At 54.4% G+C, this 16740-nt stretch carries 15 protein-coding genes; 2 read left to right on the plus strand and 13 right to left on the minus strand.

The window, feature by feature from the left end; all coding sequences use genetic code 11:
- Positions 1 to 25 precede the first annotated feature (25 nt).
- On the minus strand, positions 26 to 730 hold the full coding sequence (gene ctrA / locus ACN0YD_RS02935; RefSeq protein WP_139939950.1) for a response regulator transcription factor CtrA: 705 nt from the start codon (positions 728 to 730) through the stop codon (positions 26 to 28).
- 345 nt (positions 731 to 1075) lie between these two features.
- Here ctrA and fliI point away from each other — a divergent pair, with 345 nt between their 5' ends.
- Entirely contained in the window at positions 1076 to 2422 is a 1347-nt protein-coding gene (gene fliI / locus ACN0YD_RS02940; RefSeq protein ID WP_417317148.1) for a flagellar protein export ATPase FliI, read from the plus strand.
- Positions 2423 to 2736: 314 nt separating this feature from the next.
- On the plus strand, positions 2737 to 3165 hold the full coding sequence (locus ACN0YD_RS02945; RefSeq protein WP_417317149.1) for a flagellar FliJ family protein: 429 nt from the start codon (positions 2737 to 2739) through the stop codon (positions 3163 to 3165).
- A gap of 18 nt (positions 3166 to 3183) precedes the next feature.
- Here the strand turns inward: ACN0YD_RS02945 and ACN0YD_RS02950 are convergent, their stop codons facing one another.
- From ACN0YD_RS02950 to ACN0YD_RS03005, 12 genes are all read right to left on the minus strand, one after another.
- A complete protein-coding gene (locus tag ACN0YD_RS02950; protein ID WP_417317150.1) occupies positions 3184 to 3549 on the minus strand; it encodes a hypothetical protein in 366 nt (121 codons plus the stop codon).
- Between the two features lie 38 nt (positions 3550 to 3587).
- Positions 3588 to 5861: a hypothetical protein gene (locus tag ACN0YD_RS02955; RefSeq protein ID WP_417317151.1), complete on the minus strand. Its 2274-nt coding sequence runs from the start codon at positions 5859 to 5861 to the stop codon at positions 3588 to 3590.
- 79 nt (positions 5862 to 5940) lie between these two features.
- A complete protein-coding gene (locus ACN0YD_RS02960; protein WP_417317152.1) occupies positions 5941 to 6708 on the minus strand; it encodes a MinD/ParA family protein in 768 nt (255 codons plus the stop codon).
- Complete coding sequence (locus ACN0YD_RS02965) at positions 6705 to 7829, minus strand: hypothetical protein (protein ID WP_417317153.1); 1125 nt, start codon at positions 7827 to 7829, stop codon at positions 6705 to 6707. Before ACN0YD_RS02965 ends, ACN0YD_RS02960 begins: the two co-directional genes overlap by 4 nt.
- A 113-nt stretch (positions 7830 to 7942) precedes the next feature.
- Positions 7943 to 10042, minus strand: coding sequence for a flagellar biosynthesis protein FlhA (flhA, locus tag ACN0YD_RS02970; protein WP_417317154.1), 2100 nt, complete (start codon positions 10040 to 10042; stop codon positions 7943 to 7945).
- 26 nt (positions 10043 to 10068) lie between these two features.
- Positions 10069 to 11445, minus strand: coding sequence for a sigma-54-dependent transcriptional regulator (locus ACN0YD_RS02975; protein ID WP_417317155.1), 1377 nt, complete (start codon positions 11443 to 11445; stop codon positions 10069 to 10071).
- A gap of 22 nt (positions 11446 to 11467) precedes the next feature.
- A complete protein-coding gene (locus ACN0YD_RS02980) occupies positions 11468 to 12229 on the minus strand; it encodes a motility protein A (RefSeq protein ID WP_417317156.1) in 762 nt (253 codons plus the stop codon).
- A gap of 19 nt (positions 12230 to 12248) precedes the next feature.
- Positions 12249 to 12587 (minus strand): flagellar motor switch protein FliN, encoded by a 339-nt coding sequence (gene fliN, locus ACN0YD_RS02985; protein WP_417317157.1) that lies wholly within the window; start codon positions 12585 to 12587, stop codon positions 12249 to 12251.
- A 72-nt stretch (positions 12588 to 12659) separates the two neighbouring features.
- On the minus strand, positions 12660 to 13307 hold the full coding sequence (locus ACN0YD_RS02990; RefSeq protein ID WP_417317158.1) for a hypothetical protein: 648 nt from the start codon (positions 13305 to 13307) through the stop codon (positions 12660 to 12662).
- A gap of 33 nt (positions 13308 to 13340) precedes the next feature.
- Positions 13341 to 14360 carry a flagellar motor switch protein FliG gene (gene fliG / locus ACN0YD_RS02995; protein ID WP_417318838.1) on the minus strand — a complete coding sequence of 340 codons (1020 nt, stop codon included), beginning with the start codon at positions 14358 to 14360 and terminating at the stop codon, positions 13341 to 13343.
- Positions 14361 to 14375: 15 nt separating this feature from the next.
- On the minus strand, positions 14376 to 16106 hold the full coding sequence (gene fliF / locus ACN0YD_RS03000; RefSeq protein WP_417317159.1) for a flagellar basal-body MS-ring/collar protein FliF: 1731 nt from the start codon (positions 16104 to 16106) through the stop codon (positions 14376 to 14378).
- A gap of 320 nt (positions 16107 to 16426) precedes the next feature.
- Entirely contained in the window at positions 16427 to 16726 is a 300-nt protein-coding gene (locus tag ACN0YD_RS03005) for a DUF1153 domain-containing protein (RefSeq protein WP_417317160.1), read from the minus strand.
- Between the last annotated feature and the right edge of the window lie 14 nt (positions 16727 to 16740).

The raw sequence follows: 16740 nt of genomic DNA on the forward strand, positions 1-16740 counted from the left end.
TTACCGGAGATATTTTGTCGTCATCTTAACTCGCTTCGGCGATATTCTGATCGCTCTCGTTCGGATCGCGCAGCACATAGCCGCGGCCCCAGACGGTTTCGATGTAGTTTTCACCGCTGATGGCGGCAAGTTTCTTGCGCAGTTTGCAGATGAAAACGTCAATGATTTTCAGTTCCGGCTCGTCCATGCCGCCATAAAGGTGGTTCAGGAACATCTCCTTGGTGAGCGTTGTACCTTTACGCAGGGACAAAAGCTCGAGCATGGCGTATTCCTTGCCGGTCAGGTGAACACGCTGACCTTCGACCTCGACGGTCTTGGTGTCCAGATTGACGGCAAGCTTGCCGGTCCGGATGATGGATTCAGCGTGGCCTTTGGAGCGACGGATAATAGCCTGGATACGGGCGACCAGTTCTTCCTTGTAGAAAGGTTTGGTCAGATAGTCGTCGGCGCCGAAACCAAGGCCCTTTACCTTGTTTTCCAGTTCGGCCATGCCGGACAGGATCAGGATTGGTGTATTGACTTTGGAAAGACGAAGTTTTTTCAGAACGTCATACCCGTGCATGTCGGGCAGGTTCAGATCAAGCAGGATGATATCATAATCATACAGTTTGCCGAGGTCTATGCCTTCCTCTCCCAAATCTGTGCTATAAATATTAAAGCCTTCTGCTGACAGCATCAGTTCGATGCTTTTGGATGTTGATGGATCATCTTCTATGAGTAGCACCCGCATTATTTTCAAACCCTTTGTATCTATTTTGATTTCCGGCTAACTGTTAAATTTTCCACCGCCAGCCCCTTCACATTAACTATTCTTAACAGAATTGGTTAACAAATCGTAACCAAAACATTTTTTTCCCATCTGTTCGTAAGGAGATATTAATCAAGATTAATTGTTTTCTGAAAAATTTTTATATATAACATATTGAAAAATAAGTACTATTCTGATAGTTGTATATAATTATATCGATGCTGATAATTTGAGTTAATTTTTTTTCAATATTAAGAATATTCTGTGTTTGGCTGAAAAACTCGCCTATACTCACTACAAATTACACGAGAAAGGTTGATTCAACAGGTGTATACGCTAACGACGGAAATTGACCGGATACAGCCCTGGAAATTTTATGGGCGGGTTGTTGGAATTCAGGGGCTTCTGGTGGAAGTCGCCGGCGCCCAGCGTTCGCTCAGCATCGGTTCCCGTGTGAATATCCTGTCCCGTCAGAACAAAATCATTCCAAGCGAAGTTGTGGGCTTCAGGTCCGACCGGGCACTCTTGATGCCTTACCAGATGCTGGAAGGTGTTGGTGTGGGGTGTCAGTCCTTTGTTGAAGGGGAGGTGGCGCTGGTTCATCCCTGCGACGCCTGGCTTGGTCGTGTGGTAAACGCCATGGGCGAACCCATTGATGGCAAGGGGCCGTTGCAGGCGGGGTCAGAGGCCTATCCGCTCCGGGCCCAGCCCCTGGCGGCCCATCTGCGTTCCCGTGTGGGGGACAAGATCGATCTTGGTGTCCGGTCCCTGAATACTTTCGTAACCTGTTGCAAGGGCCAGAGGATGGGCATCTTTGCCGGGTCCGGTGTGGGTAAGTCTGTTTTGCTCTCCATGTTCGCCAGATATGCGGCATCCAATGTTTCCGTAATTGGCCTGATTGGGGAAAGGGGCCGCGAGGTTCAGGAATTCCTGGAGGATGATCTGGGAGAAGAGGGGCTGAAGCGCAGCGTGGTTGTGGTGGCGACATCGGACGAGACCGCCCTGATGCGCAGGCAAGCCGCCTATATGACCATGACCATCAGTGAATATTTCCGGGATCGGGGGCAGGATGTTCTGACCCTGATGGACAGTGTAACCCGTTTTGCCATGGCCCAGCGCGAAATCGGCCTTGCCGGCGGGGAACCGCCGGCCAGCAAGGGCTATACGCCAACGGTCTTTTCCGAACTGCCGCGGCTTTTGGAACGGGCCGGTCCCGGGGAAGAAGGCCGGGGCGGGAGCATCACCGGGCTATTTACGGTTCTTGTCGAAGGGGATGACCATAATGAACCTGTCTCAGATGCAGTGCGCGGGATACTTGACGGACATATTGTTCTGGATCGTTCCATTGCCGAGCGGGGCAGGTTCCCTGCAGTTAATATCCTGCGGTCCGTGTCCAGAACGCTTCCCGGCTGCAATTCGCCCGAGGAAAACGAACTTTTGAAGCAGGCCCGGAAATATCTGGCAGATTACAATGACATGGAAGAAATGATCCGGCTTGGCGCCTATCGTCCAGGAGCGAATGCGGAAGTGGACGAGGCCATATTCTATCACCCGGCGCTCGAGGAATTCATGGCCCAGTCCAAGGACGAAAAAAGCACGCTCGAACAGGGATATGGCAGCCTGGCGGATATACTCAACAGGCAGTCATCCGGTACCGCCGCGGGAGAAGCGTAAAGAAACCCGGTGCCGGTCTCTGTATCGCATTTTGCAAAAAAATTCGAAATGCCCCTGACTCTGTTCTTTTGGTTACAGTCCGTAAATACTTTGCGAGCTATACTGAGTCCCGACAGTGATTCAGCAACAATACCCGGGTCTTCAATCGGGATGAATCTGAAAATATCGGTGGAACGGGAAGAAGTCCTGTTGCATAATTCGGATGGTCGGCAGACGAACAGTCTGCCGGGATCAGGACACAAGCCTCCAGGGTCAGAAAGACCGGTCCTGAGGAAATAAAATAACAGGTTTGCGATCCGTTTATTGAGGTGGACATGACGAAGGGAATCGACGGGATGATCAGGTTGCACAAGTGGCAGCTTGACGAGAAAAGAAGGCAGCTGACCGAATTGGAAACAATGCGGGACGATCTTCTTGCCAGAAAGGAAGATCTGGCAAAACAGCTTGTCGCCGAGCAGGAAAAGGTTGCCAGTTCCCAGGTCGTCAATATTTCATATGCCAGTTTCGCGACAGCGGTTGCCCAGCGTCAGGAAAATCTGATGGGTAGTCTGGCAGAGATCGAAGCCTCGATCGAGGAAATGAAAGACCAGGTCTCTGAATCTTTCAAGGAACTCAAGAAATACGAAGTCGTCGAGCAGCGTGAGCGCGAACGCCAGATGGCAAAGGAAAACCGTCGCCAACAGGCGGATCTGGACGAGCTAGCCATCCAGATGCATCGTCGCAACAAAATGCGGGCCAGCTGATATCGCCAGGCGGTGCAATCAGTAACTGCGGGAAATCAGCGCGTCATTGTCCCAGCTGGGCTGGCGATCCTCGATATAGACATTTGCCTGCAGGCCGCCTTCTTCATCTATATAAAAAATCTGTATTCTGATCCATTTAGGGATCAGCACATCCATGCAGTCCTCCATAATATTGGAAGCCAGCCCCTCGGGTGTATTCCATTCCTGCACCTGACACTGGTCAAGATAGTCAGCAAAGGTATCGTGGACCAGAACAAGCTTGTCGGCGACATACTTCAGGGTGATGGAATAGGTCTCCCGGTCGAATTCCAGGGCCTTGTGCAGCTCTATGACATATTCACGAAGTTTGTCCGGATTACCGGCCGCTTTCAGTGTTTCCTTCACGCAGGGTCCTTTCAGCCTGTTTTCCGCCGTTTGTTTCGTCAGATATGTTGTGACGACCTGTCGGCGAAGTGGATTTTTGTTTCCACAAGTTTTTTTACGGAAAAATCCGGTTTTTTACCATCCTGAAAAACAAGTTCGCCGTCAAATCCGTTGTTTTGCAGGGACGCGCCAAATAGTCCGGCCAGATGTTCCCTGAGCGGTTCGGGCAATTTTCTTTCCGTTTTCAGGATGATATCAAGGCGCATTTTTCTCAGCATGCCGTCCAGGATCAGATTGCCGGTGTTTTTCAGGTCAAGTTCGAGGATGAATCGCGTGGCTTTGTCCTTATCCCCTGTATTGTCTTCTTCACTGCCTTCGGCGGGACGTTCACGGCTTTCCTCCTGAATATGCCGGACCAGGACAGGGATCGCTGTCACCTCCGGTCCGGTCTGAAGCGGCAGTAACACCGGGCGCCAGTCCCCTGGCGGCGTATCCCTGCGCAGGGTGGCAATTCGCCGCATATCCGTGTCCAGTTGCTGGATCAGTTTGTCCTGACCGGCGCGCTGCAGCTGATGTATCACATCCTGCCCGAGCCAGACCCGGGCCGGATTGGGGGCGCCGAGGGCCGCCATGAAAAACAAAATTCCGCTGGTCATTTGCCCTGGGGTCTGGATATCCGGCAGTCTGCCGCCCAATGCCGCCACGGACGTCGTCTGCTGTGCGGCCAGGACCGAAAGGGCGAGGCTGAGGGATTGCCAGTTGTTCAGCATGTCGTAGAGGGGCTGTGGTGCGGGCCCCGGTACTTGCGCCCCGGGGACCTCTGTCGCAGGCGGTGAACCTGCCGTTGTCTCCATAGGAGGTGATATCGGGGCGGTGGTGGCAACAGCTTGCGAGGGAGAACGGCTGTCTTTTGCCGGTTCTCCGGTCGCAGCCGCGGCTACACCGCCTGCTGGTGCAGCCGGAACGTCGACGGAGAAGGTGACGATGGTGCCCGGCGGCAGTTCCGTACCGCTTTCGAATTTTATCACTGAGGCCGGTGTTGCCAGATAATGGGTATTCAGGGTCGGGGCGGCCTTGCTTGCATTATAGGCAGTCGTTTTCGGCACCGGTTGTTTCTGAGCGGAAATCGCTTCGGGGCCCGTCTGGCCGGGCGGCGTGGATTTTCCGGGATCGACCACGATGCCGGATATGGTCTGGGTCAGCGCGGTCGATGACGGTGGTGTTTCCTGTGGTGCGGCAGTGGCGGGAGCAGGGAGCACCTGTCCTGTGACTGTCGCAGCAACGGGCGGTTCCCCGGGCGGAACAACGGCTTTTGGCACCTCGCCTGCATCAATCTGGTTGGGAATGGCGACAGACTGGACGGACAGGGTAAAACCGCTGCCTTTTGGCAAAGTATCAAGAGGAGACTCCGGAGGGATTTCCTTTTGGACAAAAGCCGGCAGGGGGATATCCGGCTTGGGGTAAGTCTTGATAACAGTGGCAAAGACCGGCTTGTGCAAAAGTGTCTCAAGACCGGCTTGCTGAATTCTGGTCCGGCCCGCTGCTGCGGGCGTGGCCGTTTCCTGGGCGATTACCGGAGAATTGATAAGGGTGGCGGACAAGCCGCGACTGGTTTTCCCGGTAATGTCGGTCCTGCCGATCCCTGTACTGTCTTTTGTGCCGGTGCTGCCGGCATTAAAAAGGGTGTAGCTATGCGTTACTGTGGGCAGGGGGATCTGGTCCAGTGATCCTGAAATGCTCTTTGCGATCTGTTCGGCCTTATACAGGTTGCTGGCCTGGTACTGGGCGTCTGTTCCTGTGGCAAGCCCAGGGGGCGCTGCGCCGGCGCCGGGGAGTATATTTGCCGCAACACCGATAAGCGTCAGGGTTACGTCGCGCGGCAGAAAGGTTTTTCCTTCCAGGCTTGCGTGTTTCTCCGTCCGGATTGGTGTCAGGGTGGCGGTGATTTCCTTGTCCACCGAGGTGATTTGCACGGTGGCCTGGATATGTGGCGGCAACCGGGACAGGATCTCTTCCTGTTCCGGGAGCGCCTGTACCACATAGGTGCCTTTCTCGGTAGTAATGATCGGCCGCCCTTCGCCGTCCCGTCCTTCCACCTGGGCGACGAAATTACTGCCGGCCTGCAGATGCAGAAGGGAGGCGGAAAGAGCGACGGCGGGGTCGTGATGATTGGTCTGTTTCGAGGTTTCGCCGCCTTTTTCCGGAGGTGCGCTCTCGCCCCGCGGCGTCTGCTGATGGGTCCCCTGGTCAGATGTCGTAGAGGTCGGGGTCACCCGGCTCGGGGAGTCCTGCTGGCTGAAGTCCGGTTTCTGTGTACTGCCAATTTCGCTCATTCATGCTTTCCACTGACATGAACGGAACAGAGCGTTCCGTCCATGAACCGGGATGATTCTACACTTTTTTGACAGTAAACTATAGTTTTTTGGCAATTTCCGCCACATCATCGCCTGCCGGGCAGTCAGGATGCCTCGACAGGAGGGGCTGCTGATGACGGATGGCGGAGACAACATGGTCGTCCTGGCGCACTGCACCAAGATAGTCCGGTGTGAATTTCAGGAAATTTTCACAGGCCTTTTTCAGGGTTTCATAGACCCGCTTGCCGGCATGCCGGTCCTTCACCATATTGACCACGATCGAAATGCGGCTGTCCGGATTGCGCATCCGGGTAATTTTGATAAAGGCATAGGCATCGGTGAGCGATGTGGGATCGCCGGTTACCACCACGACAATATGGCCGGAGATGGAGGAGAAAGCGGTGACGGACGTCTCAACCCCCGCACCCAGATCAAGAAGGGTGTAGTCATAGGACTGCTTGAGCCTGAGGAGTTCACGGCCCAGGTTTTGCAGGCTTTCCGGTTTGATGGAGGCAAGTGCGCCTGAACCGGACTGACCGGAAATCACATCAAAGGAAATTTTGCTGTTGCCGGGGTCGCGGTAGCCCGTGATGGCCTCGTCCAGCGTGATCCTTCCGGCAAAAAACATGGACAGGTCTTTTTCGGGGGTCAGCCCCAACTGAATATCAATATTGGCCAGACCCAGATCGCCATCGAAAAGCAGCACATTCCGGCCCTTTCGCGCCAGTGTCTGGGCAAGGGTGGCTGAAAGCCAGGTCTTGCCGACACCGCCCTTGCCCGAGGCGATGGTGATCAGTCTGTGATTGTCAGAGGCGCTTGTGGTCATTTCTGAACGCTTTCTTCGGGGGTTTCTGTCGTATCTTCATCGGTCTGGTCAGTCAGCGGTCGTAGAAGCTCCTGGATATCGGATGCGCCCTGCTTTTCCTTCCCGTTGGGTTGTTTCAGGCGGTCTAGTTTCTGCCGTTCGGGAATTCTGGTCAGAAGTTTGGCCAGATGCAGGGCGTCCAGCGGCTGGATACCGTCTGCCAGATAGGGCGTTATCCCGACGCCGGCAAAGGTCAGGCCGCCGCTGTCGACCGTCACCATCAGACTGGCATAGCGGCGGGAAACGTCAAGCCGGGTGGCGATAAAACGGCGGACCCCCAGTGCCGCATAGATTTCGGCAATTTCCCGGGCCTCAATCGGGTCCGCTCCGGCGGAGGCGACCAGAACAGGCTCCACATCTGCCGCCGTGATATATTTATGCAACTGATCGAGCTCCTCGGCGGAAAAGGGATTGTAACCGCCGGTATCAACCAGAACCAGTTCCTGCTGTTCGCCAAGGGGTTTTACAGCCATGGCAAGCTGTTCCGGTGAAGTAACCTCTGTGACGGGAATTTTAAGCCGGTCCGCATATCCTTCCAACTGGGCGAGACCGCCGGTCCTCAGGATGTCAGTACTGACCAGACGGACGGGAATTCGTTCCATGAGGGCCTGACTGGCAAGTTTGGCGGTCGTTACCGTCTTGCCCACACCCGGAGGTCCCACCAGGAGGATCGGTTTGTTCTGCTGGCCGGTAAGGGGCTCGAACTTGAACTGGCTGTCAAGCGCACTGGCCAGGGACAACAGGCGGCTTTCCCGATCCATAGAGTTGGCAAGGTCAAGAAGCCGTAGTTTCAGGCTGTCAGGCAGGCCGTGATGGCTGAGGAAATAGTCGAGGTCGAATTCCTCCACCTTCTGCTCGATATCAAGCTCTTTCAGTGATTTCTTGACTGGTGAGGGCGCAGGTGCCGGTGGTGGTGCTTTTTGCGGGTTTACCCGGGCCGCAGGCGCCTCGATGGCGGCGGTCACCTTGACCATGCCGTCTTCTTCCTCGGTGTCCAGAATAACGGCATTATCGCCCAGCTTCTCCCTGATTTGGGAAAGGGCATCCTGCATTGTTCTGGCGCTGAATATTTTTAGTCGCATGGTTTCCGGTCAGAAAGTTAAAATCGGTTCGGGCAGATAATAGTCCACTCTGGCTTTATGGTTAACCTGTATTTTACTTATATTTGTCCCTGGATTTGCCGCTAGATCTGCCGCTAGATCTGCCCAAGTGTTCTGATTTTCACCTTCGGATGAACTTCATTCTGTGACATCACCACCGTTGCCGGCCTGAAGCGTTCAATAATGGACCGCACATAGGGCCGTGTCATGGGGCTGGTCAGAAGCACGGGCAGTTCGCCGGCGTGTGCCTGATCTTCGAAAGTCATCCGCACAAGGCCGATAAATTCCTGAAGCTGGCTCGGGGCCATGGCCAGCTGTTTTTCCTCACCGCCGCCAATCAGGGAATCCATGAAGGCCTGTTCCCACTGGGGCGACAGGTTGACCAGGGGGATCACGTTGTCTGCATCCGCATTGTCATGGCTGATCTGCCGGGCAAGCCGGGTGCGGACATGTTCGGTGATCATCACCACATTCTGGGTATAGCCGCAGGCTTCGGCAATGCCTTCCAGTATTGTGGGCAGGTCGCGGATGCTGATCCGCTCATTGAGAAGATTCTGCAGGATACGCTGCACGCCGCTCTGGGTGATCAGGGTGGGGATAAGGTCGGCCACCAGCTTCTGGTGTTCCTGGGGCAGATCGTCAAGAAGTTTCTGGACCTCTGCATAGGACATAAGCTCTGACATGTTGTCCTTAATCACTTCGGTGATATGGGTCGTGATGACGGTTGCAGCATCCACGACGGTATAGCCGCGGAAAGAGGCTTCTTCTTTCATGCTCTTTTCCACCCAGACTGCCGGCAGGCCGAAGGCAGGTTCGCGGGTTTCCTCGCCCGGGATGGCGACGGCTTCGCCCCTGGGATCCATGACCATCAGCATATTGGGCCTGATGTCGCCGCGCCCCACTTCTGATTCCTTCAGGCGCAGCACATAGGTATTGGCCGGAAGCTGCATATTGTCCAGGATGCGTACGGAGGGCATGACAAACCCCATTTCCGCAGCAAGCTGGCGACGCAGGGCCTTGATCTGGTCGGTCAGGCGGATGCCTGTCTCGTCATTGATCAGCGGCAACAGGCCGTATCCCAGCTCCAGACGGACCGGGTCAATGGCCAGTGCGGTGGTGATAGGCTCTTCCATGGGCTGGGCGTTTTCCGCTTCCTCTTTCTCCTCGATCATCAGCTTCTCGACCTCTGCCTTTTCTTCCTGAGCCTGGATCAGCGACCAGGCGGTGAGGCCGAGAATGGCGGCAACGCTGGCAAAAGGCAGGAAGGGAATGCCTGGCAGAAAGGACAGGCACAGCAAAAGAAAGGAGGTAACGCCAATGGCGCGCGGATAGGTGCTGAACTGGCTGAACAGGGCCTTGTCGGTCTTGCCCGATACCCCGGATTTGGTGACCAGAAGACCGGCGGCTGTGGAAACGATCAGTGCCGGTATCTGGCTAACCAGGCCGTCACCGACAGTAAGCAGGGTATAGGTGTTGGCGGCATCAGCAAAACTCATGCCTTTCTGAGCCACGCCGATGATCATGCCGGCGATGATATTGATGAAGGTGATCAGCAGACCGGCAACGGCGTCACCGCGCACATATTTGGCAGCACCGTCCATGGAGCCAAAAAAGGTGCTTTCGTCTTCGAGGTCCTTGCGGCGTGTCCGGGCCTGGTCTTCATTGATCAGCCCGGAGGACAGATCCGCATCAATGGCCATCTGCTTGCCCGGCATGGCGTCCAGGCTAAAGCGGGCCGCCACTTCGGCGATCCTGCCGGAACCTTTGGTGATGACCATGAAGTTTACAATCAGCAGGACGATGAACACAATGATGCCAATGACGAAATTGCCACCCATGACAAATGAGCCGAAGGCCTCAATCACATGGCCCGCTGCCGAGGGGCCTGTATGGCCTTCGCTCAGGATCAGCCGCGTCGATGCCACATTGAGCGCCAGTCGCAGCATGGTGGCAATCAGGAGAACCGTGGGAAAGGAATTGAAATCCAGCGGACGTTCAATAAACAGCCCTGTCATCAGGATCATCACCGAGAAGGTAATGGAAAGGGTCAGGCTAATGTCCAGAAGCCACGGCGGCATGGGCAGGAAAAGCACGACAAGAATGGCGACCACGACCAGCGCCATGAGAATGTCGCTGCGTCGTGACAACTGGCCCATTAGGCCTGACTGCGTTGTTTGTGTGCTAGTCTCGCTCATTTTGTTTGTTCCGGGTCCTTAGCGGATCAGGGGGCATGCTGCCCGGGTTCCCCCGGGCTGGGAACACTGCGTCCCTCGGCCATATACTGGTTAAGCTTGTTACGCAGGGTACGGATGGAGATGCCAAGGACATTGGCCGCATGCGTCCGGTTCCCCAGGCAATGTTTCAACGTATCGATAATCAGGTCGCGCTCGACGTCTGCGACGGTGCGCCCGATCTGCGCCCCGGTGGCGAAAGGCGCCTGGTCTTCGTCCGCGTCTTCGGACGCTGTTCCCGCACGGCTCTGGATCGCCACATGGGGTTTGCCGTCAGGCAGAACGATATCCTGTTTGCCGATTTTGTCACCGGCGGCAAGGAGTACGGCCCGGTGCATGGTGTTTTCCAGTTCGCGTACATTTCCGGGCCAGTCGTGGTTGATCAGAACCTCCATGGCCTCCGCCGAAATCGGTTTCGGGTCCAGGGCATTGAATTCCGCATATTTCTGGGCGAAATGTTTGCACAGGGCGCGGGTGTCTTCAGGGCGTTCCCTGAGTGAAGGAATATTGAGGTTGACAACATTCAGCCGGAACAGCAGGTCTTCGCGGAAGGTGCCTTTCTTAACCTCTTCCTGCAAGTCACGGTTGGACGTTGCGATAATACGAATATCGACCTTGACCGGTCCGCCGCTGCCACCGACCCTGTCGACCTCTCGTTCCTGGATGGCCCGCAGAAGCTTTGACTGCAGCCGGATATCCATTTCGGTGATCTCGTCCAGCAGCAGGGTGCCGCCGTTGGCTTCCTCGAATTTACCAATCCGGCGGGCCACGGCGCCGGTGAAGGCGCCTTTTTCATGGCCGAAAAGCTCGCTTTCGAGAAGATTTTCCGGAATGGCGGCGCAGTTGACGCTGACGTAGGGTTTGTTGGCCCGGCGGCTTTTACTGTGCACGTAACGGGCCATGACTTCCTTACCGGTACCGCTTTCCCCGGTAATCATGATGCTTGCTTCGCTTTTGGCAACCTGGTCGGCAAGAGAAACCACCTGCATCATGTTCCGGTCGCGGTAGATGAAGTCATGTTCGTCATCTGCAACGGCCGTAAGCACCGCAGCGATGAGATCCGGATCCGGCGGCAGGGGAATATATTCCTTCGCACCGGCCCGAATGGCCCTGACGGCGGCGTCTGAATCATTGCCGATACCGCAGGCAACAGCCGGTATTGATATCCGTTCGGATTTGAGTTGTTCCAGAAGTCCCTTGATGTCCAGTTTGACATCCAGCATCAACAAGTCGGCGCCTTTTGAACGGATAAGATTTAACGCGGCGTTTTCATCGTCCACATGCAGGACCTGGGCGCCCTGTTTAATGGCGATCTGGGACGCTGCGCTTAGCTGTCCCTGTAATGAGCCGACAATAATTAACCGCATTTTCTTTCAGAACTCCGGGTATCTATTCAAAATAACTGATGCGATGGGACTGGGGCAGCATGGCATTGAGCTGCATTTCCAGTCGTCTCGGATTTTCCTCGCGGCCGATAGAAACGGCACCGGCCAGGTAAAGTGAATTGAGGATGGATTCATTGTGGGAATTTCGTTCGGCCTTTGTCGCCAGCGGCATCAGTACCATATGGGCCAGGATGGCGCCATAGAAAGTGGTCAGAAGCGCTACCGACATGGCCGGCCCGATGGTGCTGGGATCACTGAGATTGCCAAGCATCTGGACAAGCCCCACCAAGGTGCCGATCAGGCCCATAGCCGGTGCTACTTCGGCGGCACGGCGCAGAAGATCGACACTTTTGGACTGAATATTCGCCGTATAATGAATTTCCTTCTGCAGTATCTGTTCAATTTCGTGGACTTCGGCACCGTCAATGGTCAGACTGAGCGCCTTTTGCAGGAATGGCTCATCGCCCAGGGTTGGGATGATTTTTTCCAGGGAAATCAGGCCCTGTTTGCGCGCCCGTTCGGAAATCTGGATCATGGTGACGCCTACGTCCCTCGGGTCATGTGGCGTATAGGCCATCAGGCGCCACAAGGCGCCGGGGATCTGTCCAAGATCCTTGAGGGAAAAACTCACGATAGTGATGGCGACCGTACCCCCGAGTACAATCAGGATTGACGGCAGGTCAATAAAAGCAGTTGGCGTACCGCCAATGATCATGGCTGAGATGATCAGGGCGAAACCGATGACTATTCCGATAAGTGTAATCACTATCTATAACCTCCAGGGTTCAACTCTCTTCGCCCTTGATGATCTCCGTCATGGTTATGCCAAGCTTCTCGTCAACCAGAACGACCTCCCCACGAGCGACAAGGCGGTTGTTTACATAAATGTCTATGGCCTCACCGACCTTCCGATCAAGTTCCACTACAGCGCCCGGACCGAGCCTGAGAAGCTTGCTGACCGCAAGGTTGGTTTTACCCAGAACCGCGGAAACTCGCACGGGAACGTCAAATACAGCTTCCAGGTCGCCGGTACTGACATTTTCAGTATCCACTTCCGCCCCGGTATCTGCATCGGATGAGGTTCCTTCAAGTTCCTCCCAGTCCATATTTTCTGTATCAGACATTACCTTATCGTCCTTAATAATTTCTTTTCAAACGGTTACACTTTTCCCTAACCGGTTGTGTTTCCTGTAACTTCAGAGTTCTTCCAGTGATTCAGTCACTTCCACCGTCATGTCATCCCCGGACGGATGTCCCGGGGTCGGCGCCTCGATAAACAACTGTACTGTCCGGTCAATGGTGGCCTTCAAGGCTTCGAAATTCCGTTCCGCACCGCCGTCAGCCCATTCCACCTTGCAATCACTGATATGCCGCATGGGTTCGGCCAGGAGCACGATCTGTCCCGCGTAACCGGCGCTTTCCTTGAGACGAGCGACTTCCTGTTCCAGTTGGGGCATAATTTGTTCATCCACACGAATGACGATACGCGGTTCCAGCGGGCTGTTTTTCAGGCATTGCACGACCAGGGCCTCAATTTCCGGAAGCGGCGTATTGACGACCAGTGCCGGGGCCAGCTTACCGATGATACTGTGCGCCAGAAGGGCGGCTTCCTTGTGCATCATGGTCAGCTGTTCTTCATGGCGGTTTTCCAGTGTTTGCATGGCAGTCAGGATGTTCTGTAGCAAAAACTGGGTCTGCTGTTCGATGCCGCCCAGGATTTCCTCGCGTCCTTCGGCAAGTCCCTTTTCATAGGCCGCTTTTTCCAGTTCTTCGACTTTCGCTTTCGAACGCGGCCCGAGTTCATCTTCGAAGTTATTGTCAAAGGTATATTTGACTGCGGTCATCTACTTGCCTTGTTCCAAAGTATATTGCACATCCTAGTAAACCAGTTCGTCTTCGCCCTTGCTGTCCGCCAGCACAATTTCGCCGGCATCTGCAAGGTCTTTCGCCACATTGACGATTTCCATCTGGGCCTCGTCCACATCCTTGAGCCTTACGGGGCCCATGGCTTCCATATCCTCTTTGAGGATTTTGGCCGCACGTTCGGACATATTGCTGAAGAACATATCCCGGATCTTGTCGGAAGAACCTTTGAGGGCCAGTCCCAGACGATCCTTGTCAATGCCGCGCAGAAGTGTCTGAACACCAGTAGCATCCAGTTTCTGCAGGTCTTCGAAGGTGAACATAAGGGCACGGATACGCTCCGCACTTTCTCTGTTGCGATCTTCAAGGGTGGTCAGGAAACGGGTCTCCGAGCTGCGATCCAGATAGTTGAATATCTCGGCGATGGTTTCATGGCTGTCCTTGCGGCTGGTGCGGGCCAGGTTGTTCATGAATTCAATACGCAGGGTCTGTTCCACCCGGTCGAGAATTTCCTTTTGCACCGGCTCCATACGCAGCATGCGCATGACCACTTCCATGGCGAAATCATCGGGCAGCACACTAAGGACGGAAGCCGCATGTTCCGGCTTGATTTTGGACATGACCACTGCCACGGTCTGGGGATATTCATTTTTCAGGTAGGTGGCCAGCACCACCTCGTTCACATTACCCAGCTTGTCCCACATGGTGCGTCCGGCGGGACCACGGATTTCATCCATAATCTGGGCAACCCGGTCGCCGGGCAGCATTTTCTGAAGCAAACGTTCTGTATTGTCGAAGTTACCGGTCATGGAGCCGACAGAGCTCACACCGTTGGCAAATTCCAGGAAAATCTCCTCAATCACCTCGGCCGCAACCGTACCGAGAGAAGACATGGCCAGAGAAAGTTCCTTGACTTCTTCATCATCAAGAAGGTTCCAGATCAGACGACCATGTTCCTCACCGAGGGCCATCATCAGGGCCGCCGCTTTGTCACTCTCGCTCAAATCACTTATATTGGCCAGTACCATTGCTATTCCCTTGTATTGTTATCAACCGTAAAGCCAATTTCTGATGACGGCTGCCGATTCTTCCGGATATTTTTCCACAAGTTCACCAACTTTTCTGATGGCAGTCGCCTCGATTTTTCCCTCCACGGAAGCTATATCAATCCCGGCCTCAAGACCCTGTTGCTTGGCAACTTCGCGGGCGCTGAGCTTTTTCCCGCTTTCATCCACGGGAACAACTACGGTACCGCCCTCATCAGTATGTATGACCTTGCCTTCCGGCTGGGGTGGGGCAAGTGCGGCCTGTTCGGGGTGTTGCCCGGGCGGCAGTTGTATATGTTCGCCGCCTGCAAGGGCATAACGGAGGACGCCGTCCCCGTCAGCCGTAATATATTTAATAAGCGGGCGAAGTCCGAAAAACGTGACAGCAAGGAAACCGACAAGCAGCACACCCAGCTCAATCAGCCACAGGATATCGCCTTTGCCGAAGCTGAACATGCCTTCTTCCGGAAGAGAGTCGCCATAATCCACTTCGGCGAACTGCATATTGACAATACTAACAATGTCACCGCGTTCTTCGTCATAGCCAATGGCTGACTTTACCAGATTTTCCAGCTGGGCCAGTTCGTCGGCGTCGCGCGGCTGGTAAATTGTCGGTTCACCCTCTCCCTGGGCCGCATAGGTGCCATCCACCAGAACGGCTACGGAGATGCGTTTAATAGTTCCGGCCTCGTGGATCTGGGTTCTGATGGTCTTGGAAATCTTGTAATTGACCGTTTCTTCCAGTGTGCTGCCGGAAGCCTGGTTTTTGACGGTCGGTTCGCCGGTGTCGGTTACTTCCTGGTCAGGCAGGTTATTGGCGACGGAAACCTGGGCCTCATCGGCATTTTCCTGTTCCGTATTTGTGGATTCACGGGTTTGTGACGACAGAACCACCTGACCGTCGGGATCATAGATTTCCGAATTGCTGGTGATCCGGTTCAGATCCAGTTCTGCAGTGACCTCTGCCCGGACCTTGCCGATGCCGACTGTTTTTTCCAGTAGTTCCTCGATCTGACGGCGCAGCCGGCTTTCTGTGGAAAGTTTCTTTTCTTCCAGGGAAGATGCCAGCACGGAAGTGGCATCGTCAGAGTTGCCGCGGGCCAGAAGAGAACCCTTCTGGTCGACGATGGAAATTCTTTCAGGGCTGAGATCCGGCACGGCTGCGGCAACCAGGTTTTGAATGGAAATGACCTGGGCGCGGGACAGTCTGTCATTTCCTGTTTTCACGAAAATAGAGGCGGTTGCCTCGCGGCTCTCGTTACTGAACAGCCGGCGCTCCGGCATGACAAGGTGAACCCGGGCGCTGCTGACTTTTTCCAAAGTCTGGATGGTGCGGGCAAGTTCGCCCTCCAGCGCGCGCAGGTGATTGATATTCTGTACAAAACTTGTGGTGCCCAGTGAATCCTGGCGGTCAAAAATATCGTAGCCTACACTGCCGCCGCTGTTCAGGCCCTGGCCGGCAACCATCATACGCAGGCGGTGAACCTGGTCTTCCGGCACCAGAATGGTGCCGCCGTCACCGGCAATCTGGTAGGGAACGGCCTGGCTTTCCAGCTGCTGGACTATATTGTTGGCATCGCCCAGATCAAGACCGCTGTAGAGCAAGCCCATGGTCGGTGTTGAAAGGCGCATGGTCAGGTAAATGAAAAAGCCGATTATAATAGCCGCAACTGTGCCCATCGCTGCAAGGCGGGCAGGGCCGAGTGTTCTGAAAAATACGGATAAACTATTCACAATTTCACTTCCTGCTAGCCAGCCCTCTAGAGTTTCAAACTGAGTGTATTTCCAAAGTTTCTGTTTCGATTTGAAACACAGTTTACATATTTTTAAGTAAATAAGAAGTTAATGCTAGGCAAAAATTGCCTAGTCATTTTTCTAATGCATCAGTAAGGTCTTATATTAAAGAGTTTCCGAGGTCTTCCAATTTATTGTATGACCAAAAAAAAATACCACAAGATGTGGTATTGGAAGCAACGGGGTGTGAAAAAGGCTAAGCCAAAAAAATTAACCATGAGAATCAGGTCCCATGGTTAATTTAAAAATTTTCAGAAACTTTAGCGATTGGCGGTTGAGGAGCCGTTTGACCGATAATCCTGTACCCGCGTTACCCTGAGGCCCATGAGGCCGTCGTTATCGATCGCTCTCTGCCAGGAGAGAAATTCTTCTACCGACAGGGTATATTTTTTGCAGGCATCCTCGAGGGACAACAGTCCTCCTCTGACCGCAGCTACCACCTCGGCTTTGCGCCGGACCACCCAGCGCTTGGTGTTGGAGGGGGGAAGATCGTCCAGCGTCAGAGGTTCGCCTGTCGGTCCCATAATAGAGGCCGGTTGGATCTTGTCTTTATTTCTCATTATAACACGAATCT

Origin of the sequence: Emcibacter sp., assembly GCF_048269205.1 — a bacterium.
GTDB lineage: Bacteria > Pseudomonadota > Alphaproteobacteria > Sphingomonadales > Emcibacteraceae > Emcibacter.